We start from the raw sequence: 16,584 nt of genomic DNA on the forward strand, positions 1-16,584 counted from the left end.
GTTCACGCCTGTCACGGGGCGGCGTAGGAAACCGGACTTTGGGACTGGACGGCGAAGCGAGCGCGGGAAACACGGCCGGCGAGAAGGCGCGTCTGCAGGCTCTTCGGAACTATGCCGTGCTCGACACCGAGCGCGAGAGGGCCTTCGACGAGATCGCCGACCTGGCCGCCCGCATTTGCGAAACGCCCATCGCCGTCGTGAACCTGATCGACGCCGATCGACAGTGGTTCAAGGCGGAAGTCGGCCTCGGCGTCCGCGAAACTCCGCTGGAGACGTCGTTCTGCCGCCACGCCCTGCTTGAGCAGGACCGGATGGTCGTGCCCGACGCCACGCAGGACCCACGGTTCGCCTGCAATCCCCTGGTGACCGGCGAAGCGGGCCTGCGATTTTACGCAGGGGTGCTGCTGAAGTCGCCGCAGGGCCATGCCATCGGGACGCTGTGCGTGCTCGACAGGGCGCCTCGCCCCGAGGGTCTGACCGGGGTGCAGACCCTCACGCTGGAGGTTCTGGCCCGTCAGGTCATGACCCAGCTGGAACTGCGCCGCGCCCTCCATCAGCGCACGGAGATGCAGGAGCGTCTGGACCTCGCCCTCGACGCGTCCGAGATGGTCGGGGCCTGGGATCTGGATCTGGTGAACGACCGGGTCACCGCCGACGCCCGTTTCGCGCGGATGTTCGGGGTCGACGCGGACCGGGCCCTGGCGGGCGTGCCCCTGGGAGAGTTCACCGCCTCCATACATCCCGACGACCGGGACCGGGTCGCCCGGGAGATCGACGCGGCCGTCGCCGCCGTCGGAGAGTTCGAGAGCGAGTATCGGCTGAGGGTCGGAGGGGAGGATCGTTGGGTGCTGGCCCGCGGCCAGGCCTATGACGACGGGTCCGGCCGCGCCGTCCGCTTCCCCGGGGTCGTCGTCGACATCACCCGCCGCAAGACCGTCGAGAACGAGCTGGCGGCCACGATGTCGGCGCTGGCGCAGAGCGAGGCGCGGTTCCGGGCGATCGCCGATTCCATGCCGCAGATGGTCTGGTCCACCCTGCCCGACGGGTTCCACGACTGGTACAACGCGCGCTGGTACGAATTCACCGGCGTTCCGGCCGGATCGACCGACGGCGAGGGCTGGAACGGGATGTTCCACCCCGAGGACCAGGAGCGCGCCCGGGTCCGCTGGCGGCACTCGCTGGAGACCGGCGAGCCTTACGAGATCGAGTATCGCCTGCGGCGCGCCGACGGCATGTATCGCTGGACCCTCGGCCGGGCGATGCCGATCCGGAACGAGGCGGGCGAGATCACCCGGTGGTTCGGCACCTGCACGGACATCGACGATCTGAAGCGGATGGAGCAGGGCAAGGAGCTGCTCAGTCAGGAGCTCAGCCACAGGATCAAGAACATCTTCGCCGTGGTTTCGGCGCTGGTCGCCCTGTCGGCGCGGCAGCACCCCGAGGCGAGAGCGTTCGCGACGGCGCTTCGCACACGGATAGGGGCGCTGGCGCGAGCCCATGAGTTCGTGCGCCCGCACACGGAAACGTCGCGTCCCACCGTGGGATCGATGACCCTGCACGCCTTCCTGCGCGCCCTGTTCGCCGCCTATCTGGACGACGCCGGGGCCCCTCGCATCGTGGTGTCGGGCGACGACACGGTCTTCGACGACCAGGCCGCCACCTCGGTGGCCCTGCTGTTCCACGAACTCGCCACCAACGCGGCCAAGTACGGCGCTCTGAGCCACGATGACGGCCGGGTCTCGCTGGAGACCGCGTTCGACGAAGACCGCTTCCACTTCCACTGGACCGAGAGCGGAGGGCCGCCGGTCGAGGGGCCGCCGCAGCGCCGGGGATTCGGATCGTCGCTGGCCGAGCTGTCGGTCGAGGGGCAGCTGGGCGGCAGGTTGTCGCACGACTGGAACCCCGACGGCCTGAAGGTGTTCGTCGATCTCCCCGCCACGGCCCTGTCGCGGCGGCGCCACGCTCTGAAGGCCGGCGAGGCGGCCGGGGGCGGCATGAAACCTGCAACCCTTCCTCGCGTTGACTCGACCGAGACCGAGACTTTGAAATGACCGCCCGCATCCTCATCATCGAAGACGAGGCCCTCGTGGCGCTCGAACTGCGCTTCGTGCTCGAGGATCTCGGACACGACGTGGTCGGCGTCGCCGCGGACTCGCGTCAGGCCGAGGACATCATCAGGACCAGCGACGTCGACCTGGCCCTCGTCGACATCCACCTGTCCGACGGCCCGACCGGCATCGAGCTGGGGCGCCACCTCGGTCAGGATCACCGCGTGGCGGTGCTGTTCATGACGGCCAATCCGGGCATGGTCCGCAACGGCGTGGCGGGCACGATCGGCGTTCTGTCCAAGCCCACCGACGAGCGGGCCGTGCGCACGGCGGTCGACTATGCGCTCGGCAAGCGCGCGGGAACGCCGCCGCCGATGGCGCCGCCGGAGCTGCAGCTGTTCGGCTGAGTCGGCTCAGTCCCAGGCGCCGATTTTTTCCGCTTCCTTGTGGCTGATCGGCCTGCCGGCCGCCTTGTGGTCTTCCTCGGCGAGGAAGCGGACGGCCTCAAGCGCCGCCATGCAGCCCATCCCTGCGGCGGTCACAGCCTGCCGGTAGACGTCGTCGGTCACGTCGCCGGCGGCGTAGACGCCCTCGATCGCCGTCGCCGTCGTGCCCGGCTTCACGACCAGATAGCCGCCTGCCTTCGTCTCCAGCTGCCCCGCGAACAGCTCGGACGACGGCGCATGCCCGATGGCGACGAAGACGCCGTCGCACGCGACCTCGCGCGCCGACCCGTCGACGGTCGAAGACAGGCGAACCCCCGTGACGTTCTTCGCCATGCCGTCCACCACGCCGACGATCTCGTCGACCTTGTGGTTCCAGATCACCTCGACCTTCGGATGGGCGAAGAGCCGCTCCTGCAGGATCTTCTCGGCGCGGAACTCGTCGCGGCGGTGCACGACGGTGACCTTCTCGGCGAAGTTGGTCAGGAACAACGCCTCCTCGACGGCCGTATTGCCGCCTCCGACCACCACGACTTGCTTGCCGCGATAGAAGAAGCCGTCGCAGGTCGCGCAGGCCGAGACGCCGAAGCCCTGATAGGTGGCCTCACTCTCGAGCCCCAGCCACTTGGCCTGGGCGCCCGTCGAGATGATCACCGTCTCGGCCAGCATCTCCTGACCGGAGTCCAGCGTCAGCCGGAACGGCCGTGAGGACAGGTCGGCGCGGGTGACGATGTCCTCGATCACCTCGGTGCCGACGTGCTCGGCCTGGGCGCGCATCTGCTCCATCAGCCAGGGGCCCTGGATCACGTCGGCGAAGCCGGGATAGTTCTCGACGTCGGTGGTGATCGTCAGCTGGCCGCCGGGCTGGATGCCGGCGATCACGACGGGGTTCAGGCTGGCGCGGGCGGCATAGATGGCGGCGGTCCATCCGGCGGGACCGGAGCCGATGATGGCGCAGCGGACGGTACGGGGCGTGCTCATGGCCTCCATTTAGGCGGTGATTCCGCCTCATGCGATGGTAGTTTGGCGGCGCGCAGCATGGAGACGGGGATGGAAGGTCGCAGCTTCATGGGGGTCGGGCTGGCGCTCGGCATGGCGATCGGCGTCGCCGTGGGCATCGCCATGGGCCAGCTGGCCATAGGCATCGGCGTCGGCGTGGCCCTGGGTCTGGGCTTCGGGGCCGTGATCGACGCCTCGCAAAAGCGGGACCGTCGCAAGCCCGGCGCGGACGGCGGCGGGGCGGGGTCCTTCGTCGCCTCCGACGGGGGAAGCCGGACGAAAGGCGGAGACGCCGACGGCGCCGGCGGGAGCGACGGCGGGGGCGGCGGCGGCGACTAGCCCCGTCGGAGCAGGATCTCCCGCGCCGCCCGGCCGGTTTCGTCCAGCGGCTCGTAGTTCCATTCATCCAGCCGGCCGTCGAACGCCCGCGTCGCCCCGTGCGCGCGCAGGGCGGCTTGCAGGCGCTCGAACTTCGGCGCGGGCTTCAGGGGGACCATCGGCAGGACATGGACGGGCTTGCCCGTCGAGGCCGCCTCGGCCGCCATGTTGGCGCTGTCCTCGGTGACCAGGACGTGATCCGCGAAGTGCAGGAAGGCGAAATAGGGGTTGAGGCCCGCCCCGTCCCAGATCGAGCCGGGCAGGGCGGACAGGCGCGCCGTCATCGCGGCCTTCGCGGCCTCGGGTGTGCGCCGCGAGAAGGTGACCATCACGGATCCCCCGGCCGCCTCCACGGCTCGCGCGACCTCATCCGCCAGCCGTCTGGCATGGCTCTCCGGCAGGTCATGAGCCCGGGACCGGCCTCCGACCAGCACGGCCACGCGGGGTCTGGGCAGGTCCGCAAGCTCCGGAAGCTCCGCCGCGCCCTCGGCCAGTCGTCCGGGCGTCACCCGATGCGGCGAACCGACGATGGACAGCACGTTCGGCCCGCTCACGCCGTCGTGTTCGGGCGCCACGACCAGGTCATAGGCCTCCGTGCGCCAGCGGGGATCCTGGGTCTGGACGACGAAGGTCCCTCCGCCCGACCGGCGCTTCACCGCGGCCGACAGGGGCAGGGTGGCGCGGCCCGTTCCGATCCACACGTCGGGCCAGCGCCCGCCCGGCCCGGGACCGAAGGCGTCCGACGCCGGATCCAGCATCCATGAGATCTTGAGCGACGACGGCAGGCGGTCGAAGCCCGTCCGCCACCTGACCCGCCGGACGACGATTTCGGCGGGCGTCAGCCGCGCGACCGCCTCCGCCAGGCCCAGGGCCTGGTTCTCCATGCCGGCGCGGCCGTCCGAAACGGCCTGGATGAGAAGGGGCTGAGGGCCGCCTACTTCCACTCGACCTTGACGATCTCATAGGCCTTCACGCCGCCGGGCGTGTTGACCTCGACGACGTCGCCGACGGACTTGGAGATCATGGCCCGCGCGATCGGCGAGGCGATGGAGATGCGGCCCTGCTTCACGTCGGCCTCGTGCTCGCCGACGATCTGGTAGGTCGCCTCTTCCTCGGTGTCCTCGTCGACGACCGTCACGGTCGCGCCGAAGCGGACGACGTCTCCGCTCAGCTTGGACACGTCGATCACCTGGGCGCGGCTGATCTTGTCCTCGATCTCGGCGATCTGGCCTTCGATCCAGCCCTGGCGTTCCTTGGCGGCGTGATACTCCGCGTTCTCGGACAGGTCGCCGTGGGCGCGCGCTTCCGAAATGGCGGCGATCACGCTCGGGCGTTCCACCGACTTCAATTGCTTCAGCTGATCGTCGAGGACGCGATAGCCCTCGGCCGTCATCGGCACTTTTTCCATAGGATGGTGAGTTTCTGTTCGGTCGCCCGACTGGGAGGCGTGGGATTTCAGGAGATCGGTCGCCGGGCGCGCGCGACCGGGGAGAGAGACTAGGTCAGGATCAGGGCGAACTCAAGCGGGCGTCAGGCCGGGCGGTTCAGGCGACGACGCCGCACGTCCCGGACCAGGCTGCGCGTGACCCAGAAGGTGACGGCCAGCCCCGCGGCCATGAAGGCCGCAGAGATCAGCAGGACGCCGGCCGCCATGAAGGCGAGGCAGAACGACAGCGCCGCCACCAGCAAGGCAAGGACCTGGGATTTCTTCAGCAGCATGACCCGTTAACGCTTCCGGCGCGTCCGGGTTCTTCACCCCAGGCGGTTGGTGCGTCGGTTGAAGCTTCTGAGCAACGGTCCCAGCGGCGTCAGGCCGCGGTGCAGGGCCAGCCGTCGCGCCGCCGCCTGGGCGGCCGGATGGGCCGGGCCGAACAGCCGCAGCGCCTGACTCGAGGCCACGAGCAAGGCGGCCTCCCCTTCGGTCGTCCGTCCGGCCGCCGTCAGGGCGTCCGACAGTCCGATCAGCGCCGTGATCGTCTCGACGTGGTCCGGGCCATAGGCTTCCAGCGCCAGATCATGGCCGGCCCGCGCCGCGCCCACCGCCGCCTCCGCCCGGCCTTCGCCCAAGTGCTGGGCGGAAAGCTGGCGCAGGCCCGCGCTGCGCAGCGCGGGCGTCTGTTCACCCTCATACAGGGCCGCCTCGAACGGCTGGACCGCCACCGCCGGGCTCAGGGTCTCGAAGGTCAGGGCGCGCCCCAGCATCCGCGGCCGCACCAGCACGGCCGCCTTCGACGCATGGGCGGCCCGGGCCCGCGCAGGCGGGGGCGCAGAAAGTGCCGGGGCGGGAGGGGCGGCCCTCGTCGCCCACGCGTCGACGGGGCCCCGGGTGGGCGGACCCGCGCAGGCGGCCAGACCCAGGGCCAGGACGAAGGGCAGGATGCGGCGCGCTGTCACGGGCATGCAAAGACGCTAGACGGGCGCATGCCGCCCCGACACTGACGACTTCCGACGAAGCCTGACGGTTCAGGCGTAGGCGTAGGGGCCGCCACGCTCCAACGCCGCCTGATAGGCGGGCCGTGCATGGATGCGCTCAAGGAAGTCACGGACGTTCGGGCGACGGCTCAGGTCCGCCCGGGTCGCGGCGGCCTCGAGCGGGAAGCTCATCATCACGTCGGCGCCGGTGAAGTGGTCGCCGGCGAACCAGTCCGAACGCCCGAGCTCGGCCTCCCAGAAGTCGAGATGCGCCTTGATCTGCGGCTCGATCAACGTCGCTCCGACCTTAGCCGAGATGGCCTTGGCCACCGGCCGGACCAGCGCGGGCGTGCGCTTCGGGATCTCGCCGAAGATCAGCTTCAGCAGCAGGGGCGTCATCGCCGATCCCTCGGCATAGTGCATCCAGTAGGTGAAGCGCCGCCGCTCGTCCGTTCCCGGCGGCGGCCTCAGACCGGCTTGTGGCCGCAAGTCCAGCAGGTGCTCCACGATCGCGCCCGTCTCGGCGATGACCGCGTCCCCGTCCTGCAGCACGGGCGACTTGCCCAAGGGATGGATGGCCCTCAGCTCCGGCGGGGCCAGCTTCGTAGCGGGATCGCGGGCATACCGAACGACCTCATACTCCAGCCCCATCTCCTCCAGCAGCCAAAGCACCCGCTGCGACCGGGAATCCTCGAGGTGGTGGACGATGAACATGGCGCGCTCCCGCTTGATCGGGCCAAGCTGGGCCTTCGCCGCGGCGGCGTCTAGGGTCGGCGGCCGCTCCAGCGGCGGCGCGAAGCCGGACGGGCGTTGGGCGCAGCGCCGCCGCGGCGGCGCTGCTGCCACAGTTCGAAGGCCAGGGTGGCCAGCGCCAGTTTGCCGGCGTGGCGTCCGGCCATGCGGCGGCCGCCCCGGCTCAGCAGAAGTCCGCCCAGAAGCGTGGCGATGCGGGTCATGGTCGTCTCCTTCCCGCCTTCAACGCAGGCCGGCGCCGCGCGGTTCAGCGCGCGGGCGCGGACACGACGTCGCTGAGGGGCGACACGCCGCCTTCGCCGAACGCCTCGACCGCGAAGACGTAGTCGACGCCGACGTTCAGCGCCCGCACCTCCACGGCGCCGCCGCGCCCCCGCAATTCGTCGGCCCAGACCTGATAGGTCAGCGTCAGCCGGTCGGGCCGGACGCCCCAGCGGACGTTGTAGCCCATGGCCCCCTCAACCGGGGCGAACCGGACCGTGGCGTTCCGCTGGTCCTGGCCGCGGTCGACGGCCAGCCCCTCCGGCGTCGCGGGCGCCGGCGCGTCGCCGTTTCCGAACACGCGCAGATCGCCGATCGCCAGATTGGCGCCGGGCGACTCCACATGCTCGTAGCGCACAAACCTCAGCCGCTCGGCCGCCGGCAGGGGGACGTAAGCGTTCGGCCGGTCCCGCCGCGACTCCGACAGGTCCGCAATCACCCGCCAGTCGGCCCCGTCCGTCGAGCCCCACAGGCGGAACCGCGTCCGGATCGACGGGCTCTCGGCATAAACGCCCGACTCCAGGTCCGCGTAGTTCACCTGAACCGCCTGAACCGACTTCACTCCGCCCAGGTCCAGCGTCAGCGTCTCGCCCGGGGCGTTGCGGGCGGCGGCCCAGAAGGTGCGCGGGTTCTCGTCCGTGGCGCGGTCGGGGGTGAAATCGTCCCGCGTCGAACTGGCGGTCGCGACGGCGCGATAGGACAGCGGCACCCAGCCGGTCCACAGGCTCTCCGGGTCGTCGACCGGCCCGTCCGGGATGACCTGCGGAAAGTCGCCGAAGCGGCTGGTGAACCACATCTGACCGTCGTCCTCGATGCGGCCGGGGAACATCGCGATGCGCCGCTCGAAGGTCCAGTTATGGCCCAGCCAGGGCGTTCCGCTGTTCCACCAGTTGCCGTGCCGGTCCCGGAAGGTCGAGCCGTGCCCCGCCCCTTCGACGAAGCCCCCGGGCTTGTAGCTGACCGGGTTCCACGGCGCGTATTCGAACGGCCCCAGAGGTGCTGAGCCGACGTAGGTCCCGTTGGCGTAGGCGTTGTATTCGGTCCCGGGCGCGCCGTACTGGAGGTAATACCGCCCGGCGTGCTTCGTCATCCAGGCCCCCTCCATGTAGGGGTCGATGGTCGTGCCGTCCGGCAGGCCGCCGGAGTGGTCCTCGCCGAACCGCTCCCAGCCGTGCCGGTCGGGGTGGAGCACGTGCAGCTTCACCACCTCGCTCCGGAACGCCGTCGGCGGCGTCGGATCGATCTCCGCAGCATAAAGCGGATAGACGTTGGACGAGCCCCAGTAGAGGTACCAGCGGCCGTCGTCGTCGATGAACAGGGCGGGGTCCCACGGCCCCGGGGGCAGGCGGTCGGCCGGGAGCCCGCCCTCGCCGAAGGTCCCCTCTTCCTGCCGGCTGACCGCGCCGGGCACGGGCGGCAGCAGGCGCGTGTGCCAGTCCCAGCCGTCGACTTCGGGCCGCTCCGCGACCAGCAGCGGCCGGGGCTCGAACGCCGATTGCATCAGATAAAGCCGCTCTCCGTCCGAGACGGCCGCGGGGGCCACGTTGGACTCGAACGGCCAGCGTTCGGAGGCGACGTAGGTCCAGTCCAGCAGGTCGTCCGACACCCAGAAGCCGTCCGCCAGAGTCTGGAACAGGTAGTAGCGGTCCCGGTGCAGCACGATCACGGGGTCGGCCCCGGTGCGATAGCTGATCCGCCGGTGGGTCTGCTCGAAATTGTACTTGTAATCGACGTCGACCGGGTTCGCCCAGGTCCGCGGCCGCTCCTGCGCCGAGGCGGGCAGGGCGAAGGCGGCGAGGGCGAGGCTCAGGATCAGACGCATGGCCGGAGGCTATCACGCCGCGGCGCCCGTTGAGTTCAACAGCCGTTTCGCCCACACCGTCGTCATGGACGACGCCGCCGAACCCCGCCTCACGTCACTGGCCCACGGCGGCGGCTGCGGCTGCAAGATCGCGCCGGGCGTGCTGGCCGACATGCTGAAATGGACGCCGCAGGCCGCGCCCTTCGCCGACCTGCTGGTCGGGAACGAGACGAACGACGACGCGGCGGTGTGGCGGCTGAACGATCAGCAGGCGCTGGTGGCCACCACCGACTTCTTCATGCCGGTGGTCGACGACCCCTTCCACTTCGGCCAGATCGCGGCGACGAACGCCCTGTCCGACGTTTACGCCATGGGCGGCACTCCGATCATGGCGCTGGCGCTGGTCGGCATGCCCGTGAACGTCCTGTCGCCCCGCACCATCGGCCGCGTGCTGCAGGGCGGGGCCTCGGTCTGCGCCGCCGCCGGCATCCCCGTGGCGGGCGGGCATTCGATCGACAGCGTGGAGCCCATCTATGGCCTCGTGGCCCTTGGCCTGGTGCACCCCGACAGGGTGCTGACCAACACCGGCGCCGGGCCCGGCGACGTCCTGGTTCTGACCAAGCCGCTGGGCGTCGGGGTGCTGTCGGCGGCCTTCAAGCAAGGGCGTCTGGTCAAGACGGGCTATCGTGCCCTGATGGACACGACGACCCGGCTGAACACGCTCGGGTCGAAGCTGATCGATCAACCCGGCGTCCACGCGGTCACCGACGTGACGGGCTTCGGCCTGCTGGGGCATGCCCTCGAGATGGCGCGTGGCGGGGGCGTCCGTATCCAGATCACCGATCGGCCGCCAACTTTGGCCGGCGTCGATCGGCTGATGGCCGAGGGCGTCCGGACCGGCGCCTCGACCCGCAACTGGGCGGCCTATGGGGACCATGTGAACGGCGTGGCCGACGGCGTCCTGCGCGACCTCCTGACCGATCCGCAGACCTCCGGGGGGCTGCTCATCTCCGTGGCCGAGGCCGAGCTGACGTCGCTGCAGGCCCTCGCCCGGCTCAACGGCACGTCGGCGATGGTCGTCGGCCGGGTGGTCGACGGCGCCCCCGGCGTGGACGTCGTGACCCTGTGATCCGCACCACGACCGACGTGTCGCTTCAGGCCCTGGCGGCCTTCGACGCGATCGTCGACGTGCGCAGTCCGTCGGAGTTCGCCGAGGATCACCTGCCCGGCGCCGTCAATCTGCCGGTGCTGGACGACGCCCAGCGGGCAGAGGTCGGCACGCAGTATGTCCAAGGGTCGAAATTCCTCGCTCGCCGCCACGGCGCGGCTCTGGTCGCCCGCAACATCGCCGCGCATCTGGATGGCGCTCTGGCCGGACGCGGCGGCGGCTTCCGTCCGCTGGTCCATTGCTGGCGCGGGGGCCAACGCTCGCACGCCATGGCGACCGTCATGGATCAGGTCGGTTGGCCCGTGACCCTGCTGGAGGGCGGCTACAGGACCTGGCGGCGTGCCGTGGTGGACCGGCTGCACGAGGGCGCGCTGGGCCTGAACCTGATCCTGCTGGACGGCCCCACGGGCTGCGGCAAGACGGCCCTGCTGGGCGAGCTGGCCGCGCGCGGCGTCCAGACGCTGGATCTGGAGGGTCTGGCCAACCATCGCGGCAGCCTGTTCGGCGCCATGCCGGGCGGCCAGCCGTCGCAGAAGCTGTTCGAAAGCCGCCTGTTCGCCGCGGTCGAGGCGCTGGATCCCGCGCGGCCCGTCGTCGTCGAAGCGGAGTCCAGCAAGATCGGGCGCATCGTCCTGCCCAAAGCCCTCTGGTCCGCCATGCAGGCCTCACCGGTCGTCGAGGTTTCCGCCCCTGTGGCCGCCCGCGCCGACTTCACCTGCGCCGCCTATGTCGACGTCGCCGCCGACCCCGCCGCCCTCGACGCCGCCCTGTCGCGCCTTCCGCGCCACCTGTCGAAGGCGATGATCGCCGACTGGCGCGCCCTCGCCGCCGCGGGCCGCACCCGCGACCTGGCCGAGGCCCTGATCCGCGAGCATTACGACCCGGCCTATGCGCGATCGCGGACCGCGCGGGACGGACGCGCGCCCCTCACCAAGGTGGAGCTCGCCGGGCTGGATCCGTCCGCGCTCGTCGCGGCGGCCGCCGGCCTTCTGCCCCTGATCGAGGCTCAGACGGCCGCGTAGTCCTGCACCGGGCGCACGTCCATGTCGCCCGCCCGCACCGCCTCGATCGCCTGCGCCGCGGCCAGGGCGCCGGAGATCGTGGTGTAGTAGGGGATCTTGCCCATCAGGGCCGTGCGTCGGATCGAGAAGCTGTCGGCCAGCGACTGCTTGCCCTCGGTGGTGTTGATGACCAGCTGGACCTCGCCGTTCTTCATGGCGTCGACCACGTTCGGACGGCCTTCCAGCACCTTCTTGACGTGACCGACCTGCAGCCCCTCGGCCGTGAGGTAGGCATGGGTGCCGCCGGTGGCGATCACCGAGAACCCCTGCTTCAGCAGCAGGGCCACGGCCTCGCGCACGAAGGGCTTGTCGTCGTCCTTGACCGAGACGAAGGCGCAGCCCTCGGTCGGCAGGGTCGTGCCGCCGCCGATCTGGGACTTGGCGAAGGCGCGCGCGAAGGCCTCGGTCAGGTCCGCCTCGCCCTCGCGACGGAAGTCCAGCCCCATGACCTCTCCTGTGGACCGCATCTCGGGCCCCAGCACGGTGTCGACGCCGGCGAAGCGGGCGAAGGGGAACACCGCCTCCTTGACCGCGATATGGTCCAGGATCCGGTCGGTCAGGCCGAACGAGGCCAGCGTCTCGCCGGCCATCACCTTGGCGGCGATGGCGGCGACCGGCGCGCCCATGGTCTTGGCGACGAAGGGCACGGTGCGGCTGGCGCGCGGGTTGACCTCCAGCACGAATATGCGGGGGTGGTCGGAGTGCGGCTCCTCGATCGCGAACTGCACGTTCATCAGCCCGCGCACCTTCAGCGCCTTCGCCATGGCCTCGGTCTGGCGCTTCAGCTCGGCCACCACGTCCGGCCGCAGCGAATGCGGCGGCATGGAGCAGGCGCTGTCGCCGGAGTGCACCCCGGCCTCCTCGATGTGCTCCAGGACGCCGGCCACGAAGACCGTCTCGTCGTCGCAAAGGGCGTCCACGTCCACCTCGGTGGCGCGGTTCAGATAGTGATCGATCAGCACCGGATCGTCGCCGGACACCCGCATGGCCTCGTGGACGTAGCGGTCCAGCTGCTCACGATCGTGCACGATCATCATGCCCCGACCGCCCAGGACGTAGCTGGGCCGCAGCACGACCGGATAGCCGACCTCCTCCGCCTTCTGCGCGGCCTCCTCGGCCGAGCGCGCCAGCCCGTTGGGCGGCTGCATCAGGCCGATGTCGTGCAGCATCTTCTGGAACCGCTCGCGGTCCTCGGCCAGGTCGATGGAGTCGACGCTCGTGCCCAGGATCGGCACCCCGTCCTCCTGCAGCGCGTGCGCCAGCTTCAGCGGCGTCTGGCCGCCGAATTGCACCACCCCCCCGATCAGCTCGCCCTTCGACCGCTCGACGTCGATCAGCTCCAGCACGTCCTCGGCCGTCAGCGGCTCGAAATACAGGCGGTCGGAGGTGTCGTAGTCGGTCGAGACCGTCTCCGGGTTGCAGTTGACCATGATCGACTCGACGCCGACGTCCGCGAAGGCGAAGGCCGCGTGGCAGCAGCAATAGTCGAACTCGATCCCCTGACCGATCCGATTGGGCCCGCCGCCCAAAATGATCGCCTTCCGGCGATCCGACGGGTCCGCCTCGCACTGCGGGACCTGCCCCAGGGCACCGGTCTCATAGGTCGAGTACATGTAGGCCGTGGCGCTGGCGAACTCCGCGGCGCAGGTGTCGATCCGCTTGAACACGGGCCGCACGTCCAGCGCGCGACGCGCCTTGCGCACCGCCGCTTCGGTCGACCCGGTCAGCTTCGCCAGCCGCGCGTCGGAGAAGCCCATGGCCTTCAGCTTGCGGAACTCCGCCGCCGTGGTGGGCAGGCCGGTGACCCGCAGATGACCCTCGCAGCGCACGATCTCGGCGATCTGGCGCAGGAACCACGGCTCATAGGCGCAAGCGGCCTCGACCTCTTCCACCGTCAGGCCGTGGCGGAAGGCCTGGGCGATGACGCGGATGCGGTCCGGGGTGGGCTGGCCCAGCGCGCGGACCACGGCGGCCTTGGCCCCGGCGTCGTCCTCGGCCGTGGCCGTGCCCTCGATCTCGATCTCGTCGAAGCCGGACAGGCCGGTCTCCAGCCCACGCAGGGCCTTCTGCATGCTTTCCTGGAAAGTCCGGCCGATCGCCATGACCTCGCCCACGGACTTCATCGAGGTCGTCAGATAGGGCTCCGAGCCCGGATATTTCTCGAAGGCGAAGCGCGGAATCTTGGTGACGACGTAGTCGATCGACGGCTCGAAGCTGGCCGGCGTGACCCGGGTGATGTCGTTGGTCAGTTCGTCCAGCGTGTAGCCGACGGCCAGCCGCGCGGCGACCTTGGCGATCGGAAATCCGGTGGCCTTCGACGCCAGGGCCGAGGACCGCGACACACGCGGGTTCATCTCGATCACGACCATGCGGCCGTCCGCCGGGTTGATCGCCCACTGCACGTTCGACCCGCCGGTCTCGACCCCGATCTCGCGCAGCACGTTGATCGAGCCCGTGCGCATCCGCTGGTATTCCTTGTCGGTCAGCGTCAGCGCGGGGGCGACCGTGATGCTGTCGCCCGTGTGCACCCCCATCGGGTCCACGTTCTCGATGGAGCACACGATGATGCAGTTGTCCGCCTTGTCGCGGACGACCTCCATCTCATACTCCTTCCAGCCCAGCACCGACTCCTCGACCAGCACCTCGGTGGTGGGCGAAAGGTCCAGACCGCGCTCCACGATCTCGCGGTATTCCTCGACGTTGTAGGCGATGCCCCCGCCGGTGCCCGCCAGGGTGAATGACGGACGGATGATCGCCGGCAGGCCGACGAAGGCCAGGGCGTCGTCCGCCTCGTCGACGCTGTGGATGGCGCGGCTGCGCGGGCTCTCCAGCCCCAGCTTGTCCATGGCGTCGCGGAATTTCTGCCGGTCCTCGGCCTTGTCGATGACCTCGGCGCGCGCCCCGATCATCTCCACGCCCCAGCGCGCAAGGGCCCCGTTGCTCTCCAGCGCCAGCGCGGTGTTCAGCGCGGTCTGGCCGCCCATGGTGGGCAGGAGGGCGTCGGGCCGCTCCTTCTCGATGATCTTCTCGACGAACTCCGGCGTGATCGGCTCGATGTAGGTGGCGTCGGCCACCTCCGGGTCGGTCATGATGGTGGCGGGGTTCGAGTTGACCAGGACGACCCGGTACCCCTCGGCCTTCAACGCCTTGCACGCCTGCACACCCGAGTAGTCGAACTCGCAGGCCTGACCGATGACGATCGGGCCGGCGCCGATGATGAGGATGGATTGGATGTCCGTGCGTTTGGGCATCTCAGCCTCCTCAGTTGGTCACGACCGCGCATTCCCAGCCGTCGTAGTCCAGCTGGAAGGCCGCGGCCCAGGATTGCATCATGGAAGAAACAGGCGCGAACGAGGCCGGGTCCACCGGCATGGTGGTCTCCAACACCAGGGACTCCGCGTCGCCGCGCGTGATGTAGCCCGCGCGGCGCGCGACCTCGTTCAGCTCGCCCAGGCCTTCGTCGTCGCCGTGGAAATGGAACAAGGTGTGCCGCGGCGTGACGCCGGAATCGCCGTGCTCGGCCAGGGCGGCGCGCACCATGGCGTCTCTCTCGTCATGGCTGACGGACGGGTCGGACAGGGGTCTTGCCTCGCGCGCGGGCGCCGGCGGCGCAGGCGATCTGCGGCCGGAGCGGTTCGGGTTGTCGGTCAAGCGGCCCGTCTAAGGCCGAGGGGGCGACCCCGCAAGCCTATTGATCCGCGATCGTCGCGATCCAGTCGGGAAGCTCGGAAATCGACGCCAGCGAGACGTAGCGGGGATGGCCCTCAGGCGCCTCGGCCAGTTCGTGCGCCCACGTGACGTGATAGGGGATGTGCACGCCCCAGGCGCCGGCCTGCACCGCCGGCAGGACGTCGGACTTCATGCTGTTTCCGGCCATCAGGGCTTCCGTCGCGCCCGTGCCGTGGCGGGCGAACACGCGCTCATAGGTGCGCTCGTCCTTTTCCGACACGATCTCCACGGCGCTGAACAACTCGCCCAGGCCCGAGGCCGCCAGCTTGCGTTCCTGATCCAGCAGGTCGCCCTTGGTGATCAGGATCAGGCGATGGGTTTCGGCCAGGGCCGCGAGCGCCTCGTCGACCCCCGGCAGGGTCTCCACCGGATGGGCGATCATCTCGCGCCCCGCCGCCAGGATCTCACGCACCACCTCCGGCGGCGCCGCGCCGTCGCACAGTTCCATGGCGGTCTCGATCATCGACAGGGTGAAGCCCTTGATGCCGTAGCCGTAGAGCCGAAGGTTGCGCCCCTCGACCTGCGCCAGCCGCGCCTCGACGTCCGCCCGTTCGCCGTGCGGCGCCAGCAGGTCGAGGAACCGCGCCTGCGTCAGACGGAAGATCGTCTCGTTGTGCCAGAGGGTGTCGTCGGCATCGAGGCCGATGGTCGTCAGGGTCATGCCGGGGGATTGGCCCCGGACGGGCTCCGGGTCAACGCGCCTCATTGCCTGACCTGAAGCCACGGGCGATGTGCGTTCCATGCGGAATTCGGCAGTCGTCATCGGAGCCTCCGGCGGGATCGGCGCCGCCGTGGCCGAGCGTCTGGGGACGTCGGGCCGGTTCGAGGTCGTCCACGCCCTGTCGCGGTCGCGCACCGGGCTGGATCTGGAGGACGAGGCGACGATCGCCGCCGCCGCCGCACGGGTGTCCGACGGCCCGGCGCCCACCCTGGTCTTCGTTGCCACCGGCGTGCTGCACGACGGGCATCAGCCCGAGCGGACCCACAGGGCTCTGACGTCCGACCATCTGCTGCGCGACTTCCGCGTCAACGCCGTCGGGCCCGCGCTCGTGGCGAAGCATTTTCTCCCGCTGTTGCCGCGCGACAGTCGGGCCGTGTTCGCGGCCCTGTCCGCCCGTGTGGGCTCGATAGGCGACAATCGCCTGGGGGGCTGGCACGCCTACCGCGCGTCCAAGGCCGCCCTGAACATGATCTTGCGCAACCTCGCCATCGAGCTGTCACGCACCCATCCCCAGACCATCGTGGCCGGACTGCATCCCGGAACCGTCGACACCGCGCTCAGCGCGCCGTTCCGCAAGGGAGTCGACCCCGCGAAGCTGTTCGCCCCGGACGCCGCCGCGGGACGGCTGCTGGCCGTCCTCGACGGTCTGACGTCGGCGGACTCCGGCCGGGTGTTCGACTGGGACGGGCTGCGCGTCCCCGAGTGAGCGGCCATCACGGTGAATCCCCGGTTCACCGCCTTCGTAAGCCGTCTGGTGACGGACGGGGCGCATCGTGATCGTCGGGGGGATCCCGGAGGCGGCCAGAGGAG

The 16,584-nt window shown here is 70.2% G+C and carries 17 protein-coding genes; 6 read left to right on the forward strand and 11 right to left on the reverse strand.

From position 1 onward, the window contains the following. Positions 1 to 38 precede the first annotated feature (38 nt). Entirely contained in the window at positions 39 to 2,051 is a 2,013-nt protein-coding gene (locus tag EFJ44_RS06630) for a PAS domain-containing protein (protein ID WP_125256411.1), read from the forward strand. Then, complete coding sequence (locus tag EFJ44_RS06635) at positions 2,048 to 2,455, forward strand: response regulator (protein ID WP_125256412.1); 408 nt, start codon at positions 2,048 to 2,050, stop codon at positions 2,453 to 2,455. The genes EFJ44_RS06630 and EFJ44_RS06635 overlap by 4 nt, the downstream gene beginning before the upstream one ends. Positions 2,456 to 2,461: 6 nt before the next feature. Here EFJ44_RS06635 and trxB read toward each other — a convergent pair whose 3' ends face one another. Further along, complete coding sequence (trxB, locus tag EFJ44_RS06640) at positions 2,462 to 3,472, reverse strand: thioredoxin-disulfide reductase (RefSeq protein ID WP_125256413.1); 1,011 nt, start codon at positions 3,470 to 3,472, stop codon at positions 2,462 to 2,464. A gap of 69 nt (positions 3,473 to 3,541) precedes the next feature. On the opposite strand from trxB, the gene EFJ44_RS06645 reads away from it, so the two are divergent. Next, positions 3,542 to 3,829, forward strand: a complete 288-nt coding sequence (locus EFJ44_RS06645; protein WP_125256414.1) for a glycine zipper domain-containing protein — start codon at positions 3,542 to 3,544, stop codon at positions 3,827 to 3,829. Here EFJ44_RS06645 and EFJ44_RS06650 read toward each other — a convergent pair. The 7 genes from EFJ44_RS06650 to EFJ44_RS06680 all read right to left on the reverse strand — a co-directional run bounded on the left by EFJ44_RS06650 (position 3,826) and on the right by EFJ44_RS06680 (position 9,116). Further along, on the reverse strand, positions 3,826 to 4,812 hold the full coding sequence (locus EFJ44_RS06650) for a mitochondrial fission ELM1 family protein (protein ID WP_241209702.1): 987 nt from the start codon (positions 4,810 to 4,812) through the stop codon (positions 3,826 to 3,828). The genes EFJ44_RS06645 and EFJ44_RS06650 overlap by 4 nt on opposite strands. Then, positions 4,803 to 5,276 carry a transcription elongation factor GreA gene (gene greA, locus EFJ44_RS06655; protein WP_125256416.1) on the reverse strand — a complete coding sequence of 158 codons (474 nt, stop codon included), beginning with the start codon at positions 5,274 to 5,276 and terminating at the stop codon, positions 4,803 to 4,805. The genes EFJ44_RS06650 and greA overlap by 10 nt, the downstream gene beginning before the upstream one ends. Before the next feature lie 122 nt (positions 5,277 to 5,398). Further along, the gene (locus EFJ44_RS06660; protein ID WP_125256417.1) at positions 5,399 to 5,587 is read right to left on the reverse strand and encodes a hypothetical protein; all 189 of its coding nucleotides are present in this window, start codon (positions 5,585 to 5,587) and stop codon (positions 5,399 to 5,401) included. Positions 5,588 to 5,620: 33 nt separating this feature from the next. Further along, complete coding sequence (locus EFJ44_RS06665) at positions 5,621 to 6,268, reverse strand: hypothetical protein (RefSeq protein WP_125256418.1); 648 nt, start codon at positions 6,266 to 6,268, stop codon at positions 5,621 to 5,623. A gap of 63 nt (positions 6,269 to 6,331) precedes the next feature. Beyond that, on the reverse strand, positions 6,332 to 6,994 hold the full coding sequence (locus EFJ44_RS06670) for a glutathione S-transferase family protein (protein WP_125256419.1): 663 nt from the start codon (positions 6,992 to 6,994) through the stop codon (positions 6,332 to 6,334). Between the two features lie 50 nt (positions 6,995 to 7,044). Beyond that, complete coding sequence (locus EFJ44_RS06675; protein WP_125256420.1) at positions 7,045 to 7,236, reverse strand: cysteine protease; 192 nt, start codon at positions 7,234 to 7,236, stop codon at positions 7,045 to 7,047. Between the two features lie 44 nt (positions 7,237 to 7,280). After that, complete coding sequence (locus tag EFJ44_RS06680; RefSeq protein WP_125256421.1) at positions 7,281 to 9,116, reverse strand: family 43 glycosylhydrolase; 1,836 nt, start codon at positions 9,114 to 9,116, stop codon at positions 7,281 to 7,283. Between EFJ44_RS06680 and selD the strand changes: the two genes are divergently transcribed. Continuing rightward, entirely contained in the window at positions 9,115 to 10,224 is a 1,110-nt protein-coding gene (selD, locus tag EFJ44_RS06685; RefSeq protein ID WP_241209703.1) for a selenide, water dikinase SelD, read from the forward strand. The two genes, EFJ44_RS06680 and selD, sit on opposite strands and share 2 nt — an antisense overlap. Next, positions 10,221 to 11,285, forward strand: coding sequence for a tRNA 2-selenouridine(34) synthase MnmH (gene mnmH / locus EFJ44_RS06690; RefSeq protein ID WP_125256422.1), 1,065 nt, complete (start codon positions 10,221 to 10,223; stop codon positions 11,283 to 11,285). Before selD ends, mnmH begins: the two co-directional genes overlap by 4 nt. On the opposite strand, the gene carB is transcribed toward mnmH, so the two are convergent. From carB to EFJ44_RS06705, 3 genes are all read right to left on the reverse strand, one after another. Further along, entirely contained in the window at positions 11,270 to 14,575 is a 3,306-nt protein-coding gene (gene carB / locus EFJ44_RS06695) for a carbamoyl-phosphate synthase large subunit (protein ID WP_125256423.1), read from the reverse strand. The two genes, mnmH and carB, sit on opposite strands and share 16 nt — an antisense overlap. Before the next feature lie 10 nt (positions 14,576 to 14,585). Beyond that, a complete protein-coding gene (locus tag EFJ44_RS06700; RefSeq protein ID WP_125256424.1) occupies positions 14,586 to 14,864 on the reverse strand; it encodes a ribonuclease E inhibitor RraB in 279 nt (92 codons plus the stop codon). Between the two features lie 148 nt (positions 14,865 to 15,012). After that, positions 15,013 to 15,714 carry an HAD family hydrolase gene (locus EFJ44_RS06705; RefSeq protein ID WP_125256425.1) on the reverse strand — a complete coding sequence of 234 codons (702 nt, stop codon included), beginning with the start codon at positions 15,712 to 15,714 and terminating at the stop codon, positions 15,013 to 15,015. A 79-nt stretch (positions 15,715 to 15,793) separates the two neighbouring features. Between EFJ44_RS06705 and EFJ44_RS06710 the strand changes: the two genes are divergently transcribed. Beyond that, on the forward strand, positions 15,794 to 16,480 hold the full coding sequence (locus EFJ44_RS06710) for an SDR family NAD(P)-dependent oxidoreductase (RefSeq protein WP_125256426.1): 687 nt from the start codon (positions 15,794 to 15,796) through the stop codon (positions 16,478 to 16,480). Positions 16,481 to 16,584: the final 104 nt, after the last annotated feature.

Source organism: Brevundimonas fluminis (genome assembly GCF_003934285.1).
Taxonomy (GTDB): Bacteria; Pseudomonadota; Alphaproteobacteria; order Caulobacterales; family Caulobacteraceae; genus Brevundimonas; species Brevundimonas fluminis.

Bases quoted from the DNA above. Each gene is read 5' to 3' on its own strand.
- EFJ44_RS06675 (WP_125256420.1), bottom strand. From the start codon at position 7,236: ATGACCCGCATCGCCACGCTTCTGGGCGGACTTCTGCTGAGCCGGGGC.
- EFJ44_RS06700 (WP_125256424.1), bottom strand. From the start codon at position 14,864: ATGGTGCGCGCCGCCCTGGCCGAGCACGGCGATTCCGGCGTCACGCCG.
- EFJ44_RS06635 (WP_125256412.1), top strand. From the start codon at position 2,048: ATGACCGCCCGCATCCTCATCATCGAAGACGAGGCCCTCGTGGCGCTC.
- EFJ44_RS06710 (WP_125256426.1), top strand. From the start codon at position 15,794: ATGCGGAATTCGGCAGTCGTCATCGGAGCCTCCGGCGGGATCGGCGCC.
- EFJ44_RS06680 (WP_125256421.1), bottom strand. From the start codon at position 9,116: ATGCGTCTGATCCTGAGCCTCGCCCTCGCCGCCTTCGCCCTGCCCGCC.
- trxB (WP_125256413.1), bottom strand. From the start codon at position 3,472: ATGAGCACGCCCCGTACCGTCCGCTGCGCCATCATCGGCTCCGGTCCC.
- EFJ44_RS06660 (WP_125256417.1), bottom strand. From the start codon at position 5,587: ATGCTGCTGAAGAAATCCCAGGTCCTTGCCTTGCTGGTGGCGGCGCTG.
- carB (WP_125256423.1), bottom strand. From the start codon at position 14,575: ATGCCCAAACGCACGGACATCCAATCCATCCTCATCATCGGCGCCGGC.
- EFJ44_RS06665 (WP_125256418.1), bottom strand. From the start codon at position 6,268: ATGCCCGTGACAGCGCGCCGCATCCTGCCCTTCGTCCTGGCCCTGGGT.
- EFJ44_RS06670 (WP_125256419.1), bottom strand. From the start codon at position 6,994: ATGTTCATCGTCCACCACCTCGAGGATTCCCGGTCGCAGCGGGTGCTT.
- EFJ44_RS06645 (WP_125256414.1), top strand. From the start codon at position 3,542: ATGGAAGGTCGCAGCTTCATGGGGGTCGGGCTGGCGCTCGGCATGGCG.
- greA (WP_125256416.1), bottom strand. From the start codon at position 5,276: ATGGAAAAAGTGCCGATGACGGCCGAGGGCTATCGCGTCCTCGACGAT.
- EFJ44_RS06705 (WP_125256425.1), bottom strand. From the start codon at position 15,714: ATGACCCTGACGACCATCGGCCTCGATGCCGACGACACCCTCTGGCAC.
- selD (WP_241209703.1), top strand. From the start codon at position 9,115: ATGGCCGGAGGCTATCACGCCGCGGCGCCCGTTGAGTTCAACAGCCGT.